This is a genomic window from Streptomyces sp. NPDC003691 (genome assembly GCF_053981115.1).
The window spans coordinates 19217-41599 of the sequence record NZ_JBSFNQ010000068.1 but is presented as its reverse complement, the minus strand read 5'-3'; the positions used below and the strand labels follow the sequence as shown (position 1 = coordinate 41599).

Below are 22383 nucleotides of genomic sequence, written 5' to 3'. Positions count from 1 at the left end.
TTCTCCTTTAAAAATTACGTGATTGCTGGATTAATAAATGGCAACAAACCCGACGCGCGCCGACCCGTCGGGTCGGCGCTCTTCGTGTACGGACGGGGACCGGCCCCGGCTGCTACTTCTCCTGCTGCTTGCGCCAGCGGATGCCGGCCTCCAGGAAGCCGTCGATCTCGCCGTCGAGGACCGACTGCGGGTTGCCGACCTCGAACTCGGTGCGGAGGTCCTTCACCATCTGGTAGGGGTGGAGGACGTACGAACGCATCTGGTTGCCCCAGGAGTTGCCGCCGTCGCCCTTGAGGGCGTCCATCTTGGCCTGCTCCTCCTGGCGGCGGCGCTCCAGGAGCTTGGCCTGGAGGACGTTCATCGCGCTCGCCTTGTTCTGGATCTGGGAGCGCTCGTTCTGGCAGGAGACGACGATGCCGGTCGGGATGTGCGTGATCCGGACGGCGGAGTCGGTGGTGTTGACGCCCTGGCCGCCGGGGCCGGAGGCGCGGTAGACGTCGATCCGGAGCTCGGACTCGTCGATCTCGACATGGTCGGACTGCTCGACGACCGGCAGCACCTCGACACCGGCGAACGACGTCTGGCGGCGGCCCTGGTTGTCGAAGGGCGAGATACGCACCAGGCGGTGGGTGCCCTGTTCGACGGAGAGGGTGCCGTAGGCGTAGGGGGCCTTGATGACGAAGGTGCTCGACTTGATGCCGGCCTCCTCCGCGTACGAGGTCTCGTAGATCTCGGTGGAGTAGCCGTGGCGCTCGGCCCAGCGCAGGTACATCCGCTGGAGGCGCTCCGCGAAGTCGGAGGCGTCGACGCCGCCCGCCTCGGCGCGGATGTTGACGAGGGCCTCGCGCTCGTCGTACTCGCCGGACAGGAGGGTGCGGACCTCCATCTCCTCGACGGCCCGGCGGACGGCCCCCAGCTCGGTCTCGGCCTCGGCGAGGGTGTCGGCGTCGTCCTCGGCCTCGGCCAGCTCGAAGAGGACCTCGAGGTCGTCGATCCGGCCGCGCAGGGCCTCGGCCTTGCGCAGCTCCGCCTGGAGGTGGGAGAGCCGGCTGGTGATCTTCTGCGCCGCCTCCGGGTCGTCCCACAGGGACGGGGCCGCGGCCTGCTCCTCGAGCACGGCGATGTCTGCCCTGATCCTGTCGAGGTCCAGAACGGACTCGATCGACCCCATGGTCGCGGAGAGGGACTTCAGCTCTTCGGATACATCGACGACTGCCACGCGTCCAAGCGTAACGGCTGGGCGCGCCGACCCGGGCCGCCAGGTCGGGCACCGGCCCGCCGGGCCGGTACCGGGGCGGGCCGCGGCAGGGGCGGGGGCGGGTCCGGGGACCGGCGCGGGCCGGCCGGGTGCGGGGTGTTCCGGGGCGGGTCCCGCGGGCTAGCGAGGTGTCCCGGGGGACGGGACCGGCGGGTGCGGCGTGGCGTCCGCGTCGGAGGTGGCGAGCCAGCCGCCGACGCCCAGGACCACCGCCAGCAGCAGCACGGCGACCCTGCGGCGGATCCGGACCGAGCGGCGGCTGCCCTTGTTCCGGGCGGAGCCGGGGCGGCGCTGGCCCGGTGTCCGGGGGGCGCGGGCGGTGCCGTGGGCGCCGCCGGAGAGTTCGTCGGGGCCGGGGACCCGCATGGAGGTGTGGGTGTCGCGGTTGGCGTCCGCGGGGGCGGCGCCCGGAACCAGCGGGACCGCTCCCCGGCGGCGGGGCGCGGCCGCGGCGGGCTCCGCCGTACCGTCCTCGTACCGCAGCGTGGCCGGACCGTCGCCTTCGGCGCCGTCGTCGGGGCCGTCGACGTCCCGGACGTCCAGCGGGGGCAGCCCGGCGAGGCCGGGCAGGATCTCACGGAGCCGGGTGCCCAGCTCGGACGCGCGGAGCCGGGACGCGGGGGCCTTGGCCAGGCACTGGACGATGAGCTGCCACAGCTCGTCCGGGATGCCCGGGAGCGGGACGACGGTCTCCGTGACATGGCGGCGCAGTACGGCCCCGGGGTGGCCGCCGCCGAAGGGGGTGAACCCGGCGAGCAGCTCGTAGAGCACGGTGGCGAGGGCGTAGATGTCGACGGCGGCGCGCGGCGGCAGCCCCTCGACGATCTCGGGCGCCAGATAGTCCGGAGTGCCGATGATCTTCGTGGACTTGGTGCGCCGGGCCGTGTCGATCAGCTTGGCCACACCGAAGTCGGTCAGCAGCGCCGGATGGGAACCCGCCGGGCCGAGCGGTCCCTGCATATCGAGGAGGATGTTCTCGGGTTTGACGTCCCGGTGGACCACCTGGGCGCGGTGGGCGGCCGCCAGCCCGTCGGCGACATCGGCGACGATCGCGACGGCGGCCTCGGGGGCCAGCCGGCGCTCCCGGTCGAGGCGGGTGCGGAGATCCGTACCGCGGACGAGGTCCATGACCAGTGCGAGGTCGTTGCCGTCGACGACGAGATCGCGGACGGAGACGATCCGGGGGTGGTCGAGTCCGAGCAGGGCCGTGCGCTCCTGGACGAAGCGGCCGACCAGCTCCTGATCGGCGGCGAGATCCTCGCGCAAGAGCTTGATGGCGACGGGCCCCTCGGGGCCCTCCCCGGCCCAGACCGTGCCCGCGCTGCCCCGTCCGAGAATCTGATGGGCCGTGTACCGGCTGCCGATATTCCGTGCCAAGACTGCTCCCAGAAGCTGGCGTTGCCCATAACGTACGCGGCTGACGGGGGCGGATGTGCCCCGGATGGCGCCCGGCAACGCCCTCCCGGGGGAAATTCGGCATCCATTACCGGACATACCGGGGAGAACCGCGGCTGATTTCACCCTTGGGGAAGTCGATAAAGAGATTCGGCGGTGATCGGGACGAGTCCCGGGGCAGCGGGGACGGGTCCTGGACCGCGCGCCGGCGGCCGGAACCCGCCCCCGTGCCGGGGCTATCCGCCGGTGCCCGGGTTCGACCCCGTACCGGAGCTGGTGCCGGTCTCGGTGCCCGAGCCCGAACCGCTGTCGGCGGCGCCCGCCAGATCGGAGATCCAGTCGGAGACCTTGGCGACGCCGTCGCCGATCGCCTCCCAGTAGCCCTTGCCCTGGGCCACCCAGTCCTGGAGCGGAGTCAGCTCCCAGACCAGCCAGCCCGCGACGAAGAGCATCACCACGGAGAAGAGGCAGCCCTTCAGACAACCCAGACCGGGGATCCGCATGGGGCTGGAGCTGCGCTGCCGCGGCGGGCGGGGCTCACGCGGCTGCCGTGCCGGGGGCTGGGGCTGCTGAGGCTGTTGCGGCTGCTGGGGCGGGGAGTACGGCTGCACCTGCTGCGGAGGGGGCGGCGGGGGCGCGTACTGCTGCCGCTGCGGCGGCTGGTGCTGCTGATACGGCTGCGGCGCGTACTGCTGCTGGTGCTGGGGCGGGCCCTGCGGGTGCCCCTGGTGCGGCGGGCCCTGCGGAGGCCGCTGAGGCTGCAGGGGCTGCCGCTGGGGCCTGCGGCGCAGCGGGTCCTCACCCGGGTCGAGGTACTGGACCTGCGTCTGCTCGTTGCGGTCGCGGGCGGCCCGCAACTGCGACTGCCAGGGGTGCGGGTCCTCCGGCCCCGGGGCGCCGGGCTGCCCGTCCGGGCGCGGCGGCACCGGCGGCATCACGGCCGTGGGGTCGGCGGCACCGGTGTGCGGCAGCACGCTCGTGGCATCGGCGGCGCCCGCCGGTCCCGAGGTGTGCGGCAGCACGCTGGTCGCCGCCGACGGGTCGTATCCGGCGGGGGCGCCGTTGTGCGGCAGCACCTGCGTGGGGTCGGCGGCGCCGGGAGTCTCCGGGACGGGAGTCGGCGACGGGTCGGGCGCCAGCAGCGCGCCGACGCCGAGGGCCGCGTCGATCTGGGCGGGGGTCGAGTGGACCCCGATTCCGGCCGCGACGACCCGCAGGCCACGGGCGAGGTTCTCGGCGCTGGGGCGGCGGCCGGGCTCCTTGCTCAGACACCGCTCGATGACGGTCCAGAGCGGCTCGGGCACGGTGCTGGGGCGCCGGGGCTCCTCGCTGAGGTGCCGGTGCAGCACTTCGAGGGCGGTACCGCCGGCGAACGGCGGACGGCCGGTGACCAGCTCGTAGAGGAGGATGCCCGCGCCGTACATGTCGACGGCGGAGGTCTGCGGGCGGCCCTCGGCGGATTCGGGCGCCACATAGGCCGGCGTACCGACGAACTCATGGGTACGGGTGAGGCCGGGCGAATCCGCGAGGCGGGCGATCCCGAAGTCGGTCAGCATCGGGTGCAGCTGCCCGTCGGGGTCGGTCCGCAGCAGGACGTTCGCGGGCTTCAGATCGCGGTGGACGACGCCGTCGGCGTGGCTGGCGGCCAGGGCATCGGCGATCTGGGCGGTCAGCAGGGCGGCGGCAACGGGGGTGAACGGACCGTTCTCCCGCAGCTGCCGGTGCAGGTCGGGGCCGTCGATCAGGTCCATCACCAGGGCGAGGAGATCACCCTCGACGACGAGGTCACGCGTCCGCACGATATTCGGGTGGGTCAGGCGGAGGAGCACGGAGCGCTCGCGCAGGAAGCGCATGACGATGTCCGCGTCGTTCGCCAGCTCCTCCTTCAGAACCTTGATGGCCACGGTCTCGCCGGGCTGGCCGGGCACGGCCGCTTCGGCCCCGGCGGTCTCCCGCTGCCGGGCGCGCCAGACGGTGCCCGTGGCTCCGCGCCCGAGCGGCTGCTCCAGGAGGTACTTGCTGCCTACAGGCCGCACGTCTTGCGCTCCCTGCTGATCGTGGTCCTTGCCCGGTCCGGCACCGGGTCCCCGGCTTCCCCGGGGTCCGGGCCGCCGGAAGGTCGGCGTTCCGACCCACTTTAGTGGGGCCGACCGATATGACGTTCGGTTGTCCACAGGCGTCGCGGGGCCGGTACGGGAACGGAATCCCCCGGCCGCGTACGCACGCCGTTCGAGTGCAAGACGCGACCGGGCCTCACGGGGTTGCGGCCACCCGCTGTGACCTCCCCCGCCGCGGCGCCGGACACGGCCCGTGGCCCGAAGGCACGGCCCGGGCCCGGAGCGGACCGGGAGCCCGCCGGGCCCGTGCGACCGGGGCTGCCCGCGCCGCCGCCGGTTCAGCCCCCGGTACTCCGTTCCACGGTGCCGGAAACTCCCCCGCGCCTGCGGCCGCGCGCCGCCGGGTCGGGCCACGGCCCGACCGGCCGGGGCGCAGGTGCCCGTACCGCCGCCGTGCAGGAACCCGCCCCGCACAGCCGCCCCGGGGCGACCGGCCCGGCGCGGCCGCGGCGAGCGTCCGGGCTCGCCCGGGCCCGTGCGGTCCCGTGCGGTCCCGTGCGACCGGACCGGTCCGCCCGCCGGGGCGCAAGGGCGCCCGCACCCCCGCCCAGGGGCGCCCCCGAGGCGCTCCGGGCCGGGTCGCGGCGGCCGGTTGAGTGCGTAACCACGCATTTTTCCGGCCGGAGCGGACCAATCATGATCACTTCTTGGCGATACCCGGGCGTGTTGTCAGTAGCAGGTGCGAGGATTCCCCCAGCACGCGTACGCGGGGCGGGGAGCCCCGGGCGTGCCGACCGGCCGGGTGGGGTGACGAGGCGGTTTCCCCGCCGGCATCCGTGCAGAAGGGATTGCTGACGGCGATGCAGATCCGGCTGACCGTTCTCGCGCCGCGCGGCGGGCAGGCCACGGGCGGGGCGCGGGCGTGCGACGTGCTGGTCACCGCTCCGGCGGGGACCGCGCTGGCCGCCGTGGCGTCGGGTCTGGCGGCGGCCGTCGCGGGGCCCGAGGCCTCCGGTCCCGCCGTGCTGTACGCGGGCGGGGAGAAGCTGGACGCCCAGCGCCGGACCCTGGGCGAGCCGCCCTTGGTGGACGGCGCGGTGCTGTCGCTCCAGTCGCCCGGTGCCGAGGGCCCGTCGGACGCCGGAGCGGAGCCGCAGCTCCATGTGGTCTCCGGGCCGGACGCGGGCGGGGTCCATCTGCTGCACGGCGGCCCCGTCGGTATCGGCCGCTCGGCGGACGCCGATGTCCCGCTGGACGATCCGGACGTCTCCCGGCTGCACTGCGCGGTCACCGTCGCGGACGACGGCCGGGTCACCGTCGCGGACCTCGGCTCGACCAACGGCACCACCCTCGACGGCCGGGCCGTCGGCGAGCGGCCGGTCGCCCTGCGCCCCGGCGCGCTGCTGCGGCTCGGCGAGTCCACGCTCCGGCTGACCGCCCCCGGCGCCCTGCCGGAGCCGCTGCCGACCTCCTCCGACGGGGAGGGCCACCTCCGGGTCCCGGCCCGTCCCCCCGGGGTGTACGCGGCGGTGCCCGGGGACCCGGTGCCCGCGGCGGAAGCCCCCGCCCCGGCGCCTCCGCCGACACCACCCGCGTTCGCGCCGGACCGTGAGCCCGAGCCGGAGCCGGAGCCCGCCGGTGCCGGAGCGCGCCGCAAGGGCGGCATAGGCGCCTGGGCCCGCCGCTTCAAGGACCGCGACCCGGGCGGCGAGCAGCCCCCGGCCGGGCCCGGCGCGGCGGACGCGCCGCCCGCCCGCGCCGTCTCCGAGAGCCGGCCGGACCCCGCCGCCCTGCTGCTGACCGCCCTGGGCCCCGGGCCGCGGCTGTGGGAGCGGGACCCGGGCCACCCGGAGTCCCTGGTGCTCCGGCTGGGCACCACCGACCGCGACGGTCTGCCGTCCGTGCCGGTCACGGTCGGGCTGCGGGAGGCCGGTTCACTGGGCCTCGCCGGTCCGCGGGCCCGGCTCTCCGGCGCCGCCCGCTGGGCCGTCGCCCAGGCGGCGGTGCTGCACGCGCCCGCCGATCTGGAGATCGTGCTGATCTCCGCCGACCGGAACCGCCCGCTGGAGGCCCGCCGTGCCGAGTGGGCATGGCTGGGCTGGCTGCCCCATCTGCGCCCGGGACACGGCCAGGACTGCCGTCTGCTGCTGGCGTACGACCGCGACCAGGCGGCCGCCCGTACCGCCGAGCTGACCCGCAGGCTGGACGACGGCCCGCTGGGCCCGGGCTGGCCGAGCGCCGACCCGGCCGCCCTGGCGTCGGCCGCCGCGCGGTACGAAGGACCGCGTTCGGTGGTGATCGTCGACGGCGACCCCGGGTCGGCCGCCCTGCGGGAGACCGCGGCCCGGCTGGCGGGCGCGGGCCGGGCCGCCGGGATCCATCTGATCGTGCTGGCGGAGACGCCCGCGGCCTCCCCGGCGGCGCCGGTCGCCGCGGTGTACGAGACGGCCTGCGCGGCCTCGCTGCCGTTCCGCGAGTGCGGGGCGGTCGGCATGCTCAGCGGGGATGTGGCGACCGCCCTGCGGGTACTGCGGACCTCCGGCGGGCTGCCCTCGGGGCAGGGTGTCTCCGCCGTGGTGGACGCGGTGTCGGCGGCCTGGGCCGAGCGGTTCGCCCGGGCTCTCGCCCCGCTGCGTACGGAGGAGACCGACGAGCCGGCGGGGGCCCGGGGCGCGGCCCGGGCGGTGGCGCTGCCCCGCTCCTCCCGGCTGCTGGACGAGCTGGGCCTGGCCCGGGCCACCCCCGCCTCGCTGATGGCCCGCTGGGCGGCCACCGGGGACGCGCCCGCGCCGGTCGCGGTGCTGGGCGCCGGGCCGCGCGGCCCGCTGGCGGTGGATCTGACGGCCGAGGGTCCGCATCTGCTGATCGAGGGACCGCCCGGCAGCGGCCGTACTGAGCTGCTGCGCTCGGTCGCCGCCTCGCTGGCCGCCGCCGGGCGCCCGGACCATCTGGGGCTGCTGCTCGTCGACGGCGCGGGCGGCGGGGAGCGCGGTGCCGGGCTCGCCGCCTGCACGGACCTGCCGCATGTCATGGACCATCTGCCGGCCAGCGACCCGGTGCGGATGCGGACCTTCGCCCAGTCGCTGGGCGCCGAGCTGAAGCGGCGGGCGGAGCTGCTGGCGGGCACCGACTTCGCCGACTGGCACGCCCGCCGGGCCGCCCCGGACCGTACCGCCGCGCCGCGGCAGACCGGTCGGGTGGTGGCCCCCCGGTCACCGAGCCCCGCCGAGCAGGGCGGCGGCTCCGCCGGAGCGCGTACGGCCGCCCGCACGCTCCACCCCGGGGCCGCGGCCGGCCGCGGCGATCTCGAATCCCCGCCGAGCAGTACGCTCCGGCTCCGCCCCGGCGGCCGTACGCGGCCCGCTCCCGTGCCCGGCCCGCTGCCCCGGCTGGTGGTGCTGGTGGACGATTTCGACGCCCTGGTCGCCCCGGCCCTCGGCAGCACGGGCCGCCCGGCGGCCGGTTCCGTCGTCCGGGCGCTGGAGGCGGTGGCACGGGACGGCGAGCGGCTGGGGGTTCATCTGGTCGCCGCCTCCGCCCGTCCGGACCGTACGGCCGATACGGCGCTGGCACGCTCCGCAGGGCTCCGTGCCGTCCTCGACCCGCCGCCGCCCGCGCAGGCCACCGGGCCGGACGCGGTGCTGCCGGGCCGCGGCAGACTCGGCCATCCGGACGGCCGGGTGACGGAGTTCCAGGGCGGCCGGGTCACCGGGCGTATTCCGCGGACGGCGACCCAGCGGCCCACCGTGGTCCCGCTGGAGTGGGAGCGGATGGGGGATCCGCCGACCCGCAGACCGGTCCGGGAGCTGGGCAACGGGCCGACGGACCTGGCGCTGCTGGCGAGTGCGCTGGAACGGGCGGCGGGCTCGGTGGACGCGGTCCCGCTGCCGCCGCTCTCCCCTGTGCCGTCGTGAGAAGCCGTGCCGTCGTGAGAAGCCGTCCATCGTGAGGGCCGGGGTGTCGTGAGGGGCCGGGGTGTCCTAAGGGGGCCGGGGAGGGGCGTGAAGACCCCGGCGTTTTGACGACTCGGCCGTCCTGTCGAGAACCCGGCCCGCTCCCGGGGCCGTCATGCCCCGGGCACCCGGCCCGCCCCTCGGGCCGTCGTGTCCCGGGACCGGCCCGCCCCGGGCGACCGTCCCTCACCGGACCGCTTTCCGCACGGAGTGCCCCGGCCCTCCCCCGTACCACCCGGCAGCCCCGAACCGCCGACCGCTCCCGCGCCGTTCCTTCGCCCCGACCCCACCCTTCCCGCCCCGGAACAACCCGCTTCCTTCACGGCGACGACGTTTGCCCTGACATCACGTCACAGAGGAATCACGAAAGGGGTGTCCGCTCCGCGCGACGGATTGCGGGCCCCCCGCCCCAGGCATAGACCTGACACGCAACGTGTCAGTGCCGAGCGAGAGAACGGGGCAGCGATGCATACACCTCTCCGCATGAGCAAGACCGTGAAAGCGACGGTGGCCTGCGCCGTCGTCCTCGCGTTCACCGTCGCGGGCTGCGGTGACGACAAGGGCGACGACGACGGCAAGGGCAAGGACACCGGAAAGAACACCGGCAGAAGCAGCGGCCCGGACTCCGCGGCCGCGCTCGAACTCCCCAGGCTGAACGGGCAGACCGTGCAGGTCGCCGCGGTCTGGAGCGGCAAGGAGCAGGAGAACTTCGTCAAGGTCCTCGACGAGTTCGAGAAGCGGACCGGCGCGGAGGTCACGTTCGTGCCCGCGCAGGACCCGATCGTCAACTTCCTCGGGACGAAGATAGCCGGGGGCAGCCCGCCGGACGTGGCGCTGCTCCCGCAGCCCGGCGCCATCCGCCAGGCCGTGGAGCGCAAGTGGGCCAAACCGGTCGGCCCGGCCGCAAAAGCCCAGCTGGCGAAGAACTACTCCGCGGGCTGGCAGCAGACGGGCCAGGTCGACGGCGTGCAGTACGGCGTCTACTACAAGGCCGCCAACAAGTCGCTGGTCTGGTACAACACGGCGGTGTTCGAGGCGGCGGGCGTCCGGCCGCCCGGCACCTGGAAGGAGTTCCTGGCCGCCGCCGAGACAGTGTCGGCGTCCGGCACCACCCCCGTCTCGGTCGCGGGCGCCGACGGCTGGACCCTCACCGACTGGTTCGAGAACATCTATCTCTCCCAGGCGGGCCCGGCGAAGTACGACCAGCTCGCCGAGCACGGCATCAAGTGGACCGACCCCACGGTCACCCGGGCCCTCACCACCCTCGCCGAGCTGTTCGGCAGGCCCGAGCTGATCGCGGGCGGTGCGGACGGCGCGCTGCAGACCGAGTTCCCGGCGTCGGTCAGCCAGACCTTCACCGGGGGCGACCGGGCCAAGGCGGCGATGGTCTTCGAGGGCGACTTCGTGGGCGTCGTCATCGGCGAGACCAAGGCGAAGATCGGCACGGACGCCAAGGTGTTCCCGTTCCCGGCGGCCGGGTCCGCGGCCCCGGTGGTGAGCGGCGGGGACGCGGCGGTGGCGCTGAAGGACAGTGCGGGCGCGCAGGCCCTGCTCACCTTCCTCGCCTCGCCGGACGCGGCCCGTATCCAGGCCGCGGCGGGCGGCTTCCTCTCGCCGAACAAGGCGCTGGACCCGGCGGCGTATCCGAGCGACGTCCAGCGCGATATCGCGAAGGCGCTGATCGCGGCGGGCGACGACGTCCGGTTCGATATGTCGGACCAGATGCCGCAGGCGTTCGGCGGCACCCCGGGCAAGGGGCTGTGGAAGCTGCTCCAGGACTTTCTGAAGAACCCGAAGGACATCGCGGGCATCCAGGCGAAACTGGAGTCCGACGCCGCGAAGGCGTACGCGGGCTGAGGCGGGTGTCCTCCGCAGTGCAGGCGGGGGGCCCGGCCCGGCCGGCGCCCCCCGCGGGTCCGCGCAAGAGCGTGACCGGCACCCGGAAGGCACTGGTGGCGGCGTTTCTGCTGCCGGCGCTGGTGCTGCTGGGCGCGCTCGTGGTCTACCCCATCGGGTACTCGGTGCACCGTTCCTTCTTCGACCGGGCGGGCACGGGTTTCGCCGGGTTCGCCAACTACCGGGAGATCTTCACCGACGAGGCGATCTTCACTGCCGTGCGGAACAACGCGGTCTGGGTGGTGGTCGCGCCGGCCGTGACCACCGCCCTCGGGCTGATCTTCGCGGTGCTCACCGAACGCGTCCGCTGGGGAACCGCGTTCAAACTGGTCGTCTTTATGCCGATGGCGATCTCGATGCTGGCCGCGGGCATCATCTTCCGGCTGGTGTACGAGCAGGATCCGGACCGCGGTCTGGCCAACGCGGTCTGGGTCGGGGTCCACGACACCTTCACGGAGTCCTCGGCCTTCCCCCGGGCCAGGCCGCTGCCGGTGCATCCGCTGGAGCCGGGCGGCGGCGGGGCGTTCGTCACCCGGGCTCCGGTGTCGGCGGGGACCCCCGTACTGCTGCCGCTGGTCGGGGTGCCGCCGGGGGACATGCCGCCGGACGCCCGGCCGGCCCGGACCCCGGCCCCGGCCGCGGACGGCGCGATCACCGGTACGGCGTGGCTCGACTTCACCCGGGGCGGCGGCGGGAAGCCCAATGTCGCCGACGCCCGGGAGCTGGGCCTGAAGGGCCTCCGGATCGAGGCGGTGAAGGACGGGAAGGTGGTGGCGTCGGCCCGGGCCGGGGCGGACGGGGTGTTCACCCTGCCGCCGGAGGCCGCGGGCGCGGTGCTGCGGCTGCCCGCGGCCAACTTCCGGGAGGCGTACAACGGGGTGAGCTGGCTGGGGCCCTCACTGGTCACCCCGGCGATCATCGGCAGCTATGTCTGGATGTGGGCCGGATTCGCGATGGTGCTGATCGCGGCCGGGCTGGCGAGCGTGCCGCGGGAGCTGCTGGAGGCCGCCCGGGTCGACGGGGCGGGCGAATGGCAGGTCTTCCGGCGGATCACCGTGCCGCTGCTGGCACCGGTCCTGGCGGTGGTACTGGTCACCCTGATGATCAACGTACTGAAGATCTTCGACCTGGTGTACGTCATCGCGCCCGGTTCGGCGCAGGACGACGCCAATGTGCTGGCGCTCCAGCTGTACCGGTCGTCCTTCGGTACGGCGGCCGATCCGGGCGTCGGCAGCGCCATCGCGGTACTGCTGCTGTTGCTGGTGGTGCCGGTGATGGTGGTCAATATCCGGCGGATGCGGAAGGAGGGCCGCCGATGACGGCGACGCGCCCGCGGACAGCGGGCACCACCGCCGGGAGCGCTCCGGCCCGGCGGCCGCTCGGGACCCGGATCGCGGCCCGGGCGGCCTCCGGCGGGGTCCGGGTGCTGCTGGTCCTGGCCGGTCTGTTCTGGCTGCTGCCGACCGTCGGGCTGCTGGTGTCCTCGCTGCGCAGTCCGGCCGATATCGCGGCCGACGGCTGGTGGTCGGTGTTCACCGCGCCCGCGCAGCTCACCACGGAGAACTACGGGAAGCTGCTGGAGAACGAGGTGATCACCGACTCCCTGCTCAGCAGTGTCATGATCACCGTGCCGTCGACGGTGCTGGTCGTGGCCGTCGGTTCGCTGGCGGGCTATGCCTTCGCCTGGCTGGACTTCCCCGGCCGTGACTGGTGTTTTCTGCTGGTCGTGGCGCTGCTGGTGGTACCGGTGCAGGTGGCGCTGGTCCCGGTCGCCGAACTGTTCGGGACGATCGGGATCTTCGAGACCACCCTCGGGGTGATCCTCTTCCACACCGCCTTCGGACTGCCGTTCGCGATCTTCCTGCTGCGGAACTTCTTCGCGGAGATCCCGCGCGAGCTGCTGGAGGCGGCCCGGCTGGACGGCGCGGGCGAGCTGCGGCTCTTCACCCGGGTGGTGCTCCCGCTGGGCGGGCCCGCCATCGCCTCGCTGGGGATCTTCCAGTTCCTGTGGGTGTGGAACGACATGCTGATCGCGCTGATCTTCGCGGACACCGACAGCGCGCCGGTGACGGTCGCCCTGCAGCGGCAGGTCCGCCAGTTCGGCAACAACATCGACGTACTCGCGTCGGGCGCGTTCCTGTCGATGGTCGTCCCGCTGGTGGTGTTCTTCGCCTTCCAGCGGCAGTTCGTGTCGGGGGTGATGGCCGGGGCGGTGAAGTAGCCGGCCGTACGCCTTCCGGGGCGGCGGCGGTACGTCTCCGGAGGCACCGTGCGTGTTCCGGGCCGTACGCCTCCGGGGGCGGCGGTACGGGGAACGGGTACGAGGGCGGCCGTACGAGGGCGGGCCGGGGCCGTACGGGCTCCGGGCCGCCCCGTACCCGTACCCCCCGGGCCGAAGCCGGGCTCCGCAGCCGGACGCGGACCCGCGTCAGACCTTCAGCGCCGCGACCGCCCCGCGCGCCAGCACGTCCAGATAGCCCTTGGGCAGCTTCTCCCGCACCACCACGAGCCGCCAGTACAGCGGGCCGACCGTCACATCGAGCAGCCGGTAGGCGTCGGTGCCGGGCGGCAGCTCGCCGCGGGCCACCGCCTCCCGCACGATCGCCGACGCCATGCCCCGCTGGCTGTCCACGAGCGCGGCCTTGATGGCGTCGGCGATCTCCGGGCTGCGGGCGGACTCGACGATCAGGTCCGGGATGATCTGCGAGGCCACCGGGTGGCGCATGGCGTGCGAGGCGACCTCCAGCAGCGCCCGTACGTCCCCGTACAGCGAACCCGTGGACGGTGCGGGCAGACCCTGTACGGCGAAGGCCGAAAGCAGGTCCACGACCAGGGAGAGCTTGGACTTCCAGCGGCGGTAGACGGCCGTCTTGCCGACTCCCGCGCGGCGCGCGATGCCTTCGATCGACATCCGGGCGAAGCCGACCGTGGCCAGCTCCTCGAAGACGGCGGCGCGGATCGCCTCCGTCACTTCCTCGCGGAGCACTGCGGCACCCGCGGGCGCGCGTCGTGGTCGCGGGTCCGGGTCGGTGGTCATGGCGAGGAGCATACCCGTCACGACGAAACGGTTGCGTTGCGACGCACATACGCCCTAGTCTCGCCGTAGCGACGAAACGGACCCGTCCCGTCGTCACGCAAACGGTTCCCCCGTCGCCCCCACCGGCGGGCGGACGGCAACCGGCGGAGCGGCGGTCCGTTCCGGGCCCGGCGGGCCCGGTCCGGCGCGTACCCGCCCGGTACGCCCGCGGTCCCGTCAGGTCCCCCCAGTCCCGCCCCCTGCGGCCAGTCCCCCTTCCCCACCACTCGGCCCCCGGCGAAAGCGACCAGAGTGAGCAGCCAGACGATCTCCCCACCGGTGCCGACGGGCATCGGGGGTCCTTCGCGAGCCCGTGCCGAATCCCCCAGTGAGCTGGCCCTGCGCCATGGGCTCACCGTCAGCGGGGAACGCCCGACGCTGCCCGGCTATGTACGGCAGCTCTGGGCCCGGCGCCACTTCATCACCGCGTTCGCCACCGCCAAGACGTCGGCCCAGTACAGCCAGGCCAAGCTGGGGCAGCTGTGGCAGGTGGTGACCCCGCTGCTGAACGCGGCGGTCTACTACTTCATCTTCGGCATCCTGCTGGGCACCAGCAAAAATGTCCCGGACTTCGTTCCGTTCCTGGTCACCGGGGTGTTCATCTGGACCTTCACCTCGAATTCGATCATGGCGGGCACCCGGGCCGTGACCGGGAACATCGGGCTGGTCCGGGCGCTGCACTTCCCCCGGGCGTCCCTGCCGATCGCGCTGGCCCTCCAGCAGTTCCAGCAGTTGCTGTTCTCCCTGGGCGTCCTGGCCGTGATCCTGCTGGGCTTCGGCCAGGTCCCGGGGGCCGCCTGGCTGCTGGCCGTGCCCGCGCTGGCGCTCCAGACCGTGTTCAATACGGGTATCGCGATGGTGGTGGCGCGGATCTCCGCGCACACGCCCGATGTGGCCCAGCTCATGCCTTTCATCCTGCGGACCTGGATGTACTCGTCGGGTGTGATGTGGAGCATCTCCACCGTCCTGAGGGGCCATGACCTGCCGGAGTGGGTCATGCTTGGCCTGCAGTACAACCCGGCGGCGGTCTACATCGACCTGGTGCGCTTCGCACTGATCGACAGCTACACCTCGGCCCAGTTGCCGCCGCACGTCTGGGCGGTCGCCCTCGGCTGGGCCGCGCTCTTCGGGGTGGGCGGATTCATGTACTTCTGGAAGGCGGAGGAGCGGTACGGCCGTGGCTGAGAACCTGATGACGACAGCGGACCGAGTGACCCAGGCCGGTTCGGTCCCGGAGCGGGTCCCGACGGTCGTGGTGGACGGGGTCCACATCAAGTACCGGGTGAACGGCGGCCGCGCGGGCCGGGGCAGTGCCACCGCCGCCCTGAGCCGGATGATCTCCCGCAAGGAGCGCAAGGCCCGCAAGGCCGGCAAGCCCTCGCCGGGCGTACGCGAGGTGCATGCGGTCAAGGGCGTGACCTTCACCGCGTACAAGGGCGAGGCCATCGGGCTGATCGGGTCCAACGGCTCCGGCAAGTCGACCCTTCTCAAGGCGATCGCCGGACTGCTGCCGACCGCCGAGGGCCGGGTCTACACCCAGGGGCAGCCGTCCCTCCTCGGGGTGAACGCGGCGCTGATGAGCGACCTCACCGGCGAGCGGAACGTCATCCTCGGCGGCCTCGCCATGGGGATGACCCGCGACGAGATCCAGCAGGCCTACGACGGCATCGTCGACTTCTCCGGGATCAACGACAAGGGCGACTTCATCTCGCTGCCGATGCGGACGTACTCCTCCGGCATGGGCGCCCGGCTGCGGTTCGCGATCGCGGCGGCCAAGAGCCACGACGTCCTGCTGATCGACGAGGCGCTGGCGACGGGTGACGCCAAGTTCCGCCGCCGCAGCCAGGCCCGGATCACCGAGCTGCGCAAGGAGGCCGGCACGGTCTTCCTGGTCAGCCACAGCAACAGCACCATCACGGAGACCTGCGAGCGGGCCCTCTGGCTGGAGGCCGGCACCCTGCGGATGGACGGTCCCGCCAAGGAGGTCGTCGCCGCGTACGAGGCCTTCACCAGCGGCAAGAAGTAGCCGCCCCGGAGGACGGGGGAGGCAGAAGCGACGGCCGGCCGGGAGACCGGTGGCCGGACCCGGGGCCGGGGACCGCATCGAGCGGACCCCGGCCCCGGGCGCGTCCGGCCCGGGGCGCAGGTCCGGCCCCCGGCCCGGCGGGCCGCCCGGCCGCCCCCCCAGGGTGGCGAACCTCACCAACCGCATCAAAGCGGACTAATGTACCGGGCGATGACTCCGCAACGGATCACCCCCCTGCCCGCCGGCCACCGGCTCTCCCCCCGGCCCTCCCTGCGCGCCCCGGACGACCACGACGCCCCCGGGCCCCGGGACACCGTCGCCCTGGCCGCAGTCTGGGCCGTCACCCGCGCCGGAATGCTCGCCCTGCTGGTCGTCGACCGGCTCGGGGACAGCGGGGTCGCGGGCGAGGTGCACACCCTCTACCGGGGCTGGTTCGAGCAGCTGGTGCACGGCACCTTCCCGCTGAACGACGTCACCTGGCAGTACCCGCCGGGCGCCGCGCTGGTGCTGCTCTCCCCCGCCGCCCTGCCGTGGCTGACGTACTTCCAGGCCTTCGTGGTGATCGTGCTGGCCGCCGACGCGACCATCACCCGCGCCCTGGCCCGCGCCGGACTCCCCGGCGCCTGGCTCTGGGTCTGCGCGCTGCCGCTGCTGCTGAACCTGCCCCTGGCCCGCTACGACGTCCCCGTCACCGCCGTCGCCGTCCTCGGGCTGCTCGCCCTGGCCCGGAGCCCGGGGACGGCCGGGGCGCTGGCCGGGCTCGGCGCCATGATCAAAGTGTGGCCGGCGCTGATCCTGCTGGGCACCCCCCGGGGCCCGCGCACCCGCGCCGCCTGGGGCTCGGCCGCCGCGACGGCCGTCGCGCTCCTCGCCGTACTCGTCCTCTGCTTCAGCCACACCCTCGGCTTCCTGCGGCAGCAGAGCGCCCGGGGCGTCCAGATCGAGTCGCTCGGCGGCACCGCGCTCCAGCTGGCCCGCGCGGTGGGCTGGCCCGGCGAGGTCGGATACCGGTACGGCGCCTTCGAGTTCACCGGGCCGTACGTCTCCTCCGTCGCCGCGCTCTCCCTGGCCCTGACGGCCGCCGCCTTCGGCTGGCTGCTGCTGTGGCGGATCCGGGCCCGGCGGTGGAGCCCGGCCACCCCGTACGACGCCGCCTTCACCGCCGTACTGCTGTTCACCGTCACCAGCCGGGTGATCAGCCCGCAGTATCTGATCTGGCTGCTGGGGCTGGCCGCGGTCTGTCTGACCGCCCGGACCACGGTGCAGCGCCCGGCGGCGCTGCTGATGGTCCCGGCGGCGGCCGTCAGCGCCCTGGCGTACCCCCTGCACTACGACGACGTGGTCGCCGGGACCCCGCTGGGCTGCGGCCTGATGCTGGTCCGCAACGCCCTGCTGCTGGCGGCCGCCTTCCTGGCCTGCCGGGCGCTCTGGCGGGCCGCGGTGTAACCGGCATCACCGGTACGACCGGTACGGCCCCCGGGGCCGGACGGCGGGACCCGCCCCGGCCGCCGTAGAACCCCCCGCGCGGACGGCGAGGGCCGTCGCCCGCCGCCGTGCACCCCCGCTCCCGCACGGCGAGAGCCCGCCCCCGGACGACCGGGAGCGGGCCCTCGTACCGCCGTGACGCGGTACCTCCGTGACGCCGACGCCGTACGTCAGCTGTGGGTACGCAGCAGCTGGCGCATCGTCCGCATGGCCACCGACAGGTTCGCCAGGTCGAAGGTGTCCGAACCCTGGATCTCGTCGAGCGTGGCCCGGGCCCGGCCCAGGATCGAGGCGTTCTCGATCTCCCAGTCCTTGAACCGCTCCTCGGGAGTCGAGCCGCCGTTGCCGACCGAGAGGACGTCCGCGGTGAGCATCGCGTGCGCCGCGTACAGGTCCTCCCGGATGGAGGCGCGCGCCATCGACTGCCAGCGGTCGGCCCGCGGCAGCTCGATGATCCGGTCCATCAGCTGGGTGATCCGCAGCCGGTCCGCGAGGTCGTAGTAGACCTCGGCGACCGCCAGCGGCTCCTGGCCGGTGCGGTCGGCGATGGCCACGATGTCCAGCGTCGGGAAGGCCGAGGAGAACCCGGCGACCCAGAGCGCCAGCTCCTCCGGCACGCCTTCGGACGTCAGCTCGTCCATGATGCCCTGGTACCACTCCAGGTCCGCGCCGCGCAGCAGCTTCGGCAGCTCACCGCGGACCAGCGCGACCCGCTCGGCGAAGAACTCGACGGTCTCGGCGAGCTGGAGCGGCTGCGGGCGGTTGCCCAGCAGCCAGCGCGTGCCGCGCTCGACCAGCCGGCGGGAGTGCAGCCGGATCCGGGTCTGGACGCTCGCCGCGACCTCGTTGTCCAGTGCCTCGACGGCGTCCCAGACGGTGGCCAGGCCGAAGATCTCCCGGGCCGCGGCCTGGGCCCGGACGACCTCTTCGGTGGAGGCCCCGGTCTCCTCCCGCAGCCGGTGCAGGAAGGTCGAGCCGCCGGTGTTGACGGTGTCGTTGACCAGGACGGTGGTGATGATCTCCCGGCGCAGCGGGTGCCCGTCGACGGCCTCGGCGAACTTCTTCCGCAGCGGCTTGGGGAAGTAGGCGTGCAGCAGCCGGGCGAGATACGGGTCGTCCGGCAGCCCGGTCGCGATCAGCTCCTCCGCCACCGTGATCTTGGTGTACGCGAGGAGGACCGCCAGCTCGGGCTGGCTCAGCCCGCGGCCGCCGTTCAGCAGCTCCCGGATCTGCCGGTCGTGCGGCAGGAACTCCAGCGACCGGTCCAGCGCCCCGTCCCGGCCGAGGCGGCGCATCAGCCGCTGGTGGGCCTGGAGCAGCGACGGTGCCTGGGCGACCGCGTTGGCCAGGGCGACGTTCTGGGCGTAGTTGTTCCGCAGCACCAGGACGCCGACCTCGTCGGTCATCCGGGCGAGCAGGGCGTTGCGCTGCTTGACGGTCATATCGCCGTCGGCGACCAGCCCGTTGAGCAGGATCTTGATGTTGACCTCGTGGTCGGAGGTGTCGACCCCGGCGCTGTTGTCGATGGCGTCGGTGTTGATCCGGCCGCCGGTGCCCTCGGGCCCGCCGGAGCGGGCGAACTCGATCCGGCCCAGCTGGGTGAGGCCGAGGTTGCCGCCCTCGCCGACGACCTGGACCCGCAGTGCGTCGCCGTTGACCCGGATGGCGTCGTTGGCCTTGTCGCCGACGTCCGCGTCGGTCTCGCCGGACGCCTTGACATAGGTGCCGATACCGCCGTTCCAGAGCAGGTCCACCGGGGCCTGGAGGACCGCCTTCATGAGTTCGGCGGGCGTCATCTTGCCGATCCCCGCGTCGATGCCGAGGGCGGCCCGCATCTGCGCGTTCACCGGGATCGACTTGGCGGTACGGGGGTGGATGCCGCCGCCCGCGGAGAGCAGCTTGGTGTCGTAGTCGGCCCAGCTCGACCGGGGCAGCTCGAACAGCCGGCGGCGCTCCGCGTAGGAGACGGCGGCGTCCGGGTCCGGGTCGATGAAGATATGCCGGTGGTCGAAGGCGGCGACCAGCCGGATGTGCTCGCTGAGCAGCATGCCGTTGCCGAAGACGTCACCGGACATGTCGCCGACGCCGACGACGGTGAAGTCCTCGGTCTGGGTGTCGTGGCCCAGCTCCCGGAAGTGCCGCTTCACTGACTCCCAGGCGCCGCGGGCGGTGATGCCCATGCCCTTGTGGTCGTAGCCCGCGGAGCCGCCGGAGGCGAAGGCGTCGCCCAGCCAGAAGTCGTAGGCGACGGCGACCTCGTTGGCGATGTCGGAGAAGGACGCGGTGCCCTTGTCGGCGGCGACGACGAGATAGGTGTCGTCCTCGTCGTGCCGGACGACGTCGGCGGGCGGCACGACCTCCCCGGCCACCAGATTGTCGGTGATGTCGAGGAGCGCCGAGATGAAGGTCCGGTAGGAGGCGATGCCCTCGGCCAGCCAGGCGTCGCGGTCGGCGGCCGGGTCGGGGAGCTGCTTGGCGACGAAGCCGCCCTTGGCGCCGACCGGGACGATGACGGTGTTCTTCACCATCTGCGCCTTCACCAGGCCGAGGATCTCCGTACGGAAGTCCTCGCGCCGGTCGGACCAGCGCAGCCCGCCGCGGGCGACCTTGCCGAATCGCAGATGGACGCCCTCGACGCGGGGCGAGTAGACCCAGATCTCGAAGGCCGGGCGGGGCGCGGGCAGGTCCGGGATGGCCTGGGGGTCGAATTTCATCGACACATAGCCGTGGTGGCCGCCGTCACCGGTCCGCTGGAAGAAGTTCGTCCGCAGGGTGGCCTTGATGACGGTGAGGAAGGAGCGGAGGATGCGGTCCTCGTCGAGGCTGGCGACCTGGTCCAGGGCGCCGTCCAGCTCCTCCAGGAGTCCGTCGGTCAGCTCGGTGCCCGCGCTCTGGCGGCCGGGCGACATCCGGGCCTCGAAGAGCGACACCAGCAGCCGGGTGGTGTGGACGTTGGTGCGGAGGGTGTTCTCCATGTACTCCTGGGAGAACGTCGACCCGGCCTGCCGCAGGTACTTGGCGTAGGCGCGCAGCACCATGGCCTGCCGCCAGTTCAGCCCGGCGCGCAGGACGAGGGCGTTGAAGCCGTCGTTCTCCGCCTCGCCGGTCCAGACCGCGGCGAAGGCGTCCTGGAAGCGTTCGCGGGCGTCGTCGGCGAGATAGTCGCCGTTGCCGCCGCCGTTGCCGCCGTTGCCGAGGACGGGCATCCGCAGACCGAAGTCGTAGATCCACGCGTTCTTGCGGTCGGTGGCGCGCAGCTCGTACGGCCGCTCGTCGACGACCTCGCAGCCCAGCTGCTGGAGGACGGGCAGGACGGCGGAGAGGGAGACCTGCTCGCCGGTGCGGTAGATCTTGAAGCGGCGCTCGCCGGGGCCAGCGCCGACGGGCTCGTAGAGGGAGAGCGAGAAGTCCCGGCCGGAGCTGGTCAGATCGTCGAGGTGGACCAGGTCGGCGACGGCGGCGCGCGGCGAGTGGTCGGCCTTGTAGCCCTCGGAGAAGGCGGAGCCGTAGCTGCGGAGCAGTTCGGCGGCGCGCTCCTCGCCGAGTTCGGCGGTGAGGGCCTCGGCGAAGCCGTCGGCCCAGGAGCGGGCGGCCTCCACCAGCCGGGCCTCGATGCGCTCGGTGTCGGCGTCGGTGAGGTGCGGCAGCTCGGTACCCGGGGGCACCCGGACGACGAAGTGGATCCGGGAGAGGATCGATTCGGTGTTCCAGGCGGTGAAGTCGACGCTGGTGCCGCCCAGCTCCTCCTTGAGGATGTCGATCAGCCGCAGCCGGACGCCGGTGGTGTAGCGGTCGCGGGGCAGGTAGACGAGGGCCGAGTAGTAGCGGCCGTACTCGTCCTGGCGGAGGTAGAGCCGCAGCCGGCGGCGCTCCTGGAGGTAGAGGACGCTGGTGACGATGGACCGGAGCTGGTCGACCGGGGTCTGGAACAGCTCGTCGCGGGGGTACGTCTCCAGGATCTGGAGCAGGTCGCGGCCGTCGTGGCTGTTGGGCGAGAACCCGGCGCCGTCGAGGACCTCGGCGACCTTGCGGCGGATCACCGGCACCCGGCGCACCGACTCGGTGTAGGCGGCCGAGGAGAAGAGCCCGAGGAAGCGGCGCTCGCCGATCACATTGCCGTCGACGTCGAACTTCTTCACCCCGACGTAGTCGAGATAGCTCGGCCGGTGGACGGTGGAGCGGCTGTTGGCCTTGGTGAGGACGAGGAGCTTGTGCTCGCGGGCCTTGGCCCGGGCGTCGGCGGGCAGCCGGCTGAAGGAGGGGCTGACGGGGTGGGCCTCGTCCTCGCTGTGGTGCGGGTCGGAGCGGAGGATGCCGAGACCGGTACCGGCGACGGCGGCCAGCGCGTCGCCGTCGGTCAGCTCGTACTCCCGGAAGCCGAGGAAGGTGAAGTGGTCCGCGGCGAGCCAGCGCAGCAGCTCCCGGGCCTCGTCGACCTCCTGGCCCGCGATATCGCCGGCGACCGGCTCGGCGGTCAGGTCCTCGGCGATGCGCAGCGCGGCGTCGCGCATCTTCTCCCAGTCCTCGACGGCCTCGCGGACGTCGGACAGGACGCGCTGCAGATCGGCGGCGATCTGCTTGAGGTCGGCGCGGTCGGTCTCCCGGTCGATCTCGACATGGATCCAGGACTCGACGAGCGCGTCGTGCGGCCGGTCCCGGCCGGAGCGGGCCTCGGCGGAGAGCACTTCCAGCAGCTTGCCCGTGACATCGCGGCGGACGACGACCTGGGGGTGGATCACGACATGGATGCCGCGGCCCTGGCGGGACAGCTCGTTGGTGACGGAGTCCACGAGGAAGGGCATGTCGTCGGTGACGACCTCGACGACGGAGTGGCTGCACGTCCAGCCGTTCTCCTCGACCGTCGGGGTGTGCACCCGGACGCTCGCGGTGCCCTGGGGACGGTTCTCGGCCAGCCGGTAGTGGGAGAGCGCGGCACCGAAGACGTCGACCGGGTCGCGGTCGGTGAGGTCCTCCGGCGCGGTGTGCAGGTAGTAGCGCTGGAGGTACGCGAGGAGGGTCGCCTGGTCGGGACGCCCGCCCTGCTCCGGCCCGGCCTGGTGGTGACCCCCGCCCGGACCGTTCCCCGCTACCCGTGCCGCCCGTGCGAGCAGCTCGGCCTTGGCTTCGTCCAGCTTGGTCTGCATGTCCTCTGGCTCCTGTCGCGCGCCGTTGCGTGACGTAGGGGAAAGAAGCGACGCAACGCCACGGCCCGGGGTGTCCGGTCGGGTTCGACGTTA

The 22383-nt window shown here is 73.5% G+C and carries 12 protein-coding genes; 7 read left to right on the top strand and 5 right to left on the bottom strand.

Annotated features, from left to right (window positions below; genetic code table 11):
* Positions 1 to 112: 112 nt before the first annotated feature.
* The 3 genes from prfB to ACWDR0_RS26205 form a co-directional block, all read right to left on the bottom strand.
* On the bottom strand, positions 113 to 1219 hold the full coding sequence (prfB, locus tag ACWDR0_RS26215; RefSeq protein ID WP_456354226.1) for a peptide chain release factor 2: 1107 nt from the start codon (positions 1217 to 1219) through the stop codon (positions 113 to 115).
* A 159-nt stretch (positions 1220 to 1378) separates the two neighbouring features.
* Complete coding sequence (locus tag ACWDR0_RS26210) at positions 1379 to 2635, bottom strand: serine/threonine-protein kinase (protein WP_456354225.1); 1257 nt, start codon at positions 2633 to 2635, stop codon at positions 1379 to 1381.
* 254 nt (positions 2636 to 2889) lie between these two features.
* A complete protein-coding gene (locus tag ACWDR0_RS26205) occupies positions 2890 to 4689 on the bottom strand; it encodes a protein kinase domain-containing protein (protein WP_456354224.1) in 1800 nt (599 codons plus the stop codon).
* An 881-nt stretch (positions 4690 to 5570) separates the two neighbouring features.
* Here ACWDR0_RS26205 and ACWDR0_RS26200 point away from each other — a divergent pair.
* The 4 genes from ACWDR0_RS26200 (at position 5571) to ACWDR0_RS26185 (ending at position 12780) form a co-directional block, all read left to right on the top strand.
* On the top strand, positions 5571 to 8624 hold the full coding sequence (locus ACWDR0_RS26200; RefSeq protein WP_456354223.1) for an FtsK/SpoIIIE domain-containing protein: 3054 nt from the start codon (positions 5571 to 5573) through the stop codon (positions 8622 to 8624).
* A gap of 522 nt (positions 8625 to 9146) precedes the next feature.
* The gene (locus tag ACWDR0_RS26195; protein WP_456354222.1) at positions 9147 to 10520 is read left to right on the top strand and encodes an ABC transporter substrate-binding protein; all 1374 of its coding nucleotides are present in this window, start codon (positions 9147 to 9149) and stop codon (positions 10518 to 10520) included.
* A gap of 5 nt (positions 10521 to 10525) precedes the next feature.
* A complete protein-coding gene (locus ACWDR0_RS26190; RefSeq protein ID WP_456354221.1) occupies positions 10526 to 11878 on the top strand; it encodes a carbohydrate ABC transporter permease in 1353 nt (450 codons plus the stop codon).
* On the top strand, positions 11875 to 12780 hold the full coding sequence (locus ACWDR0_RS26185) for a carbohydrate ABC transporter permease (protein ID WP_456354220.1): 906 nt from the start codon (positions 11875 to 11877) through the stop codon (positions 12778 to 12780). Before ACWDR0_RS26190 ends, ACWDR0_RS26185 begins: the two co-directional genes overlap by 4 nt.
* Before the next feature lie 207 nt (positions 12781 to 12987).
* Here the strand turns inward: ACWDR0_RS26185 and ACWDR0_RS26180 are convergent, their stop codons facing one another.
* On the bottom strand, positions 12988 to 13608 hold the full coding sequence (locus ACWDR0_RS26180) for a TetR/AcrR family transcriptional regulator (protein ID WP_456354228.1): 621 nt from the start codon (positions 13606 to 13608) through the stop codon (positions 12988 to 12990).
* 279 nt (positions 13609 to 13887) lie between these two features.
* On the opposite strand from ACWDR0_RS26180, the gene ACWDR0_RS26175 reads away from it, so the two are divergent.
* The 3 genes from ACWDR0_RS26175 to ACWDR0_RS26165 all read left to right on the top strand — a co-directional run bounded on the left by ACWDR0_RS26175 (position 13888) and on the right by ACWDR0_RS26165 (position 17107).
* Positions 13888 to 14820: an ABC transporter permease gene (locus ACWDR0_RS26175; protein WP_456354219.1), complete on the top strand. Its 933-nt coding sequence runs from the start codon at positions 13888 to 13890 to the stop codon at positions 14818 to 14820.
* 7 nt (positions 14821 to 14827) lie between these two features.
* A complete protein-coding gene (locus ACWDR0_RS26170) occupies positions 14828 to 15661 on the top strand; it encodes an ABC transporter ATP-binding protein (RefSeq protein ID WP_456354227.1) in 834 nt (277 codons plus the stop codon).
* A gap of 210 nt (positions 15662 to 15871) precedes the next feature.
* Entirely contained in the window at positions 15872 to 17107 is a 1236-nt protein-coding gene (locus ACWDR0_RS26165; protein WP_456354218.1) for a glycosyltransferase 87 family protein, read from the top strand.
* A 209-nt stretch (positions 17108 to 17316) separates the two neighbouring features.
* Here ACWDR0_RS26165 and ACWDR0_RS26160 read toward each other — a convergent pair whose 3' ends face one another.
* Positions 17317 to 22290, bottom strand: coding sequence for an NAD-glutamate dehydrogenase (locus tag ACWDR0_RS26160; protein ID WP_456354217.1), 4974 nt, complete (start codon positions 22288 to 22290; stop codon positions 17317 to 17319).
* Positions 22291 to 22383: the final 93 nt, after the last annotated feature.

Excerpts from the sequence above, each read along its gene's own strand:
- ACWDR0_RS26180 (WP_456354228.1), bottom strand. The coding sequence starts at position 13,608 with ATGCTCCTCGCCATGACCACCGACCCGGACCCGCGACCACGACGCGCG.
- ACWDR0_RS26195 (WP_456354222.1), top strand. The coding sequence starts at position 9,147 with ATGAGCAAGACCGTGAAAGCGACGGTGGCCTGCGCCGTCGTCCTCGCG.
- ACWDR0_RS26185 (WP_456354220.1), top strand. The coding sequence starts at position 11,875 with ATGACGGCGACGCGCCCGCGGACAGCGGGCACCACCGCCGGGAGCGCT.
- ACWDR0_RS26165 (WP_456354218.1), top strand. The coding sequence starts at position 15,872 with ATGACTCCGCAACGGATCACCCCCCTGCCCGCCGGCCACCGGCTCTCC.
- ACWDR0_RS26170 (WP_456354227.1), top strand. The coding sequence starts at position 14,828 with ATGACGACAGCGGACCGAGTGACCCAGGCCGGTTCGGTCCCGGAGCGG.
- ACWDR0_RS26160 (WP_456354217.1), bottom strand. The coding sequence starts at position 22,290 with ATGCAGACCAAGCTGGACGAAGCCAAGGCCGAGCTGCTCGCACGGGCG.
- ACWDR0_RS26200 (WP_456354223.1), top strand. The coding sequence starts at position 5,571 with ATGCAGATCCGGCTGACCGTTCTCGCGCCGCGCGGCGGGCAGGCCACG.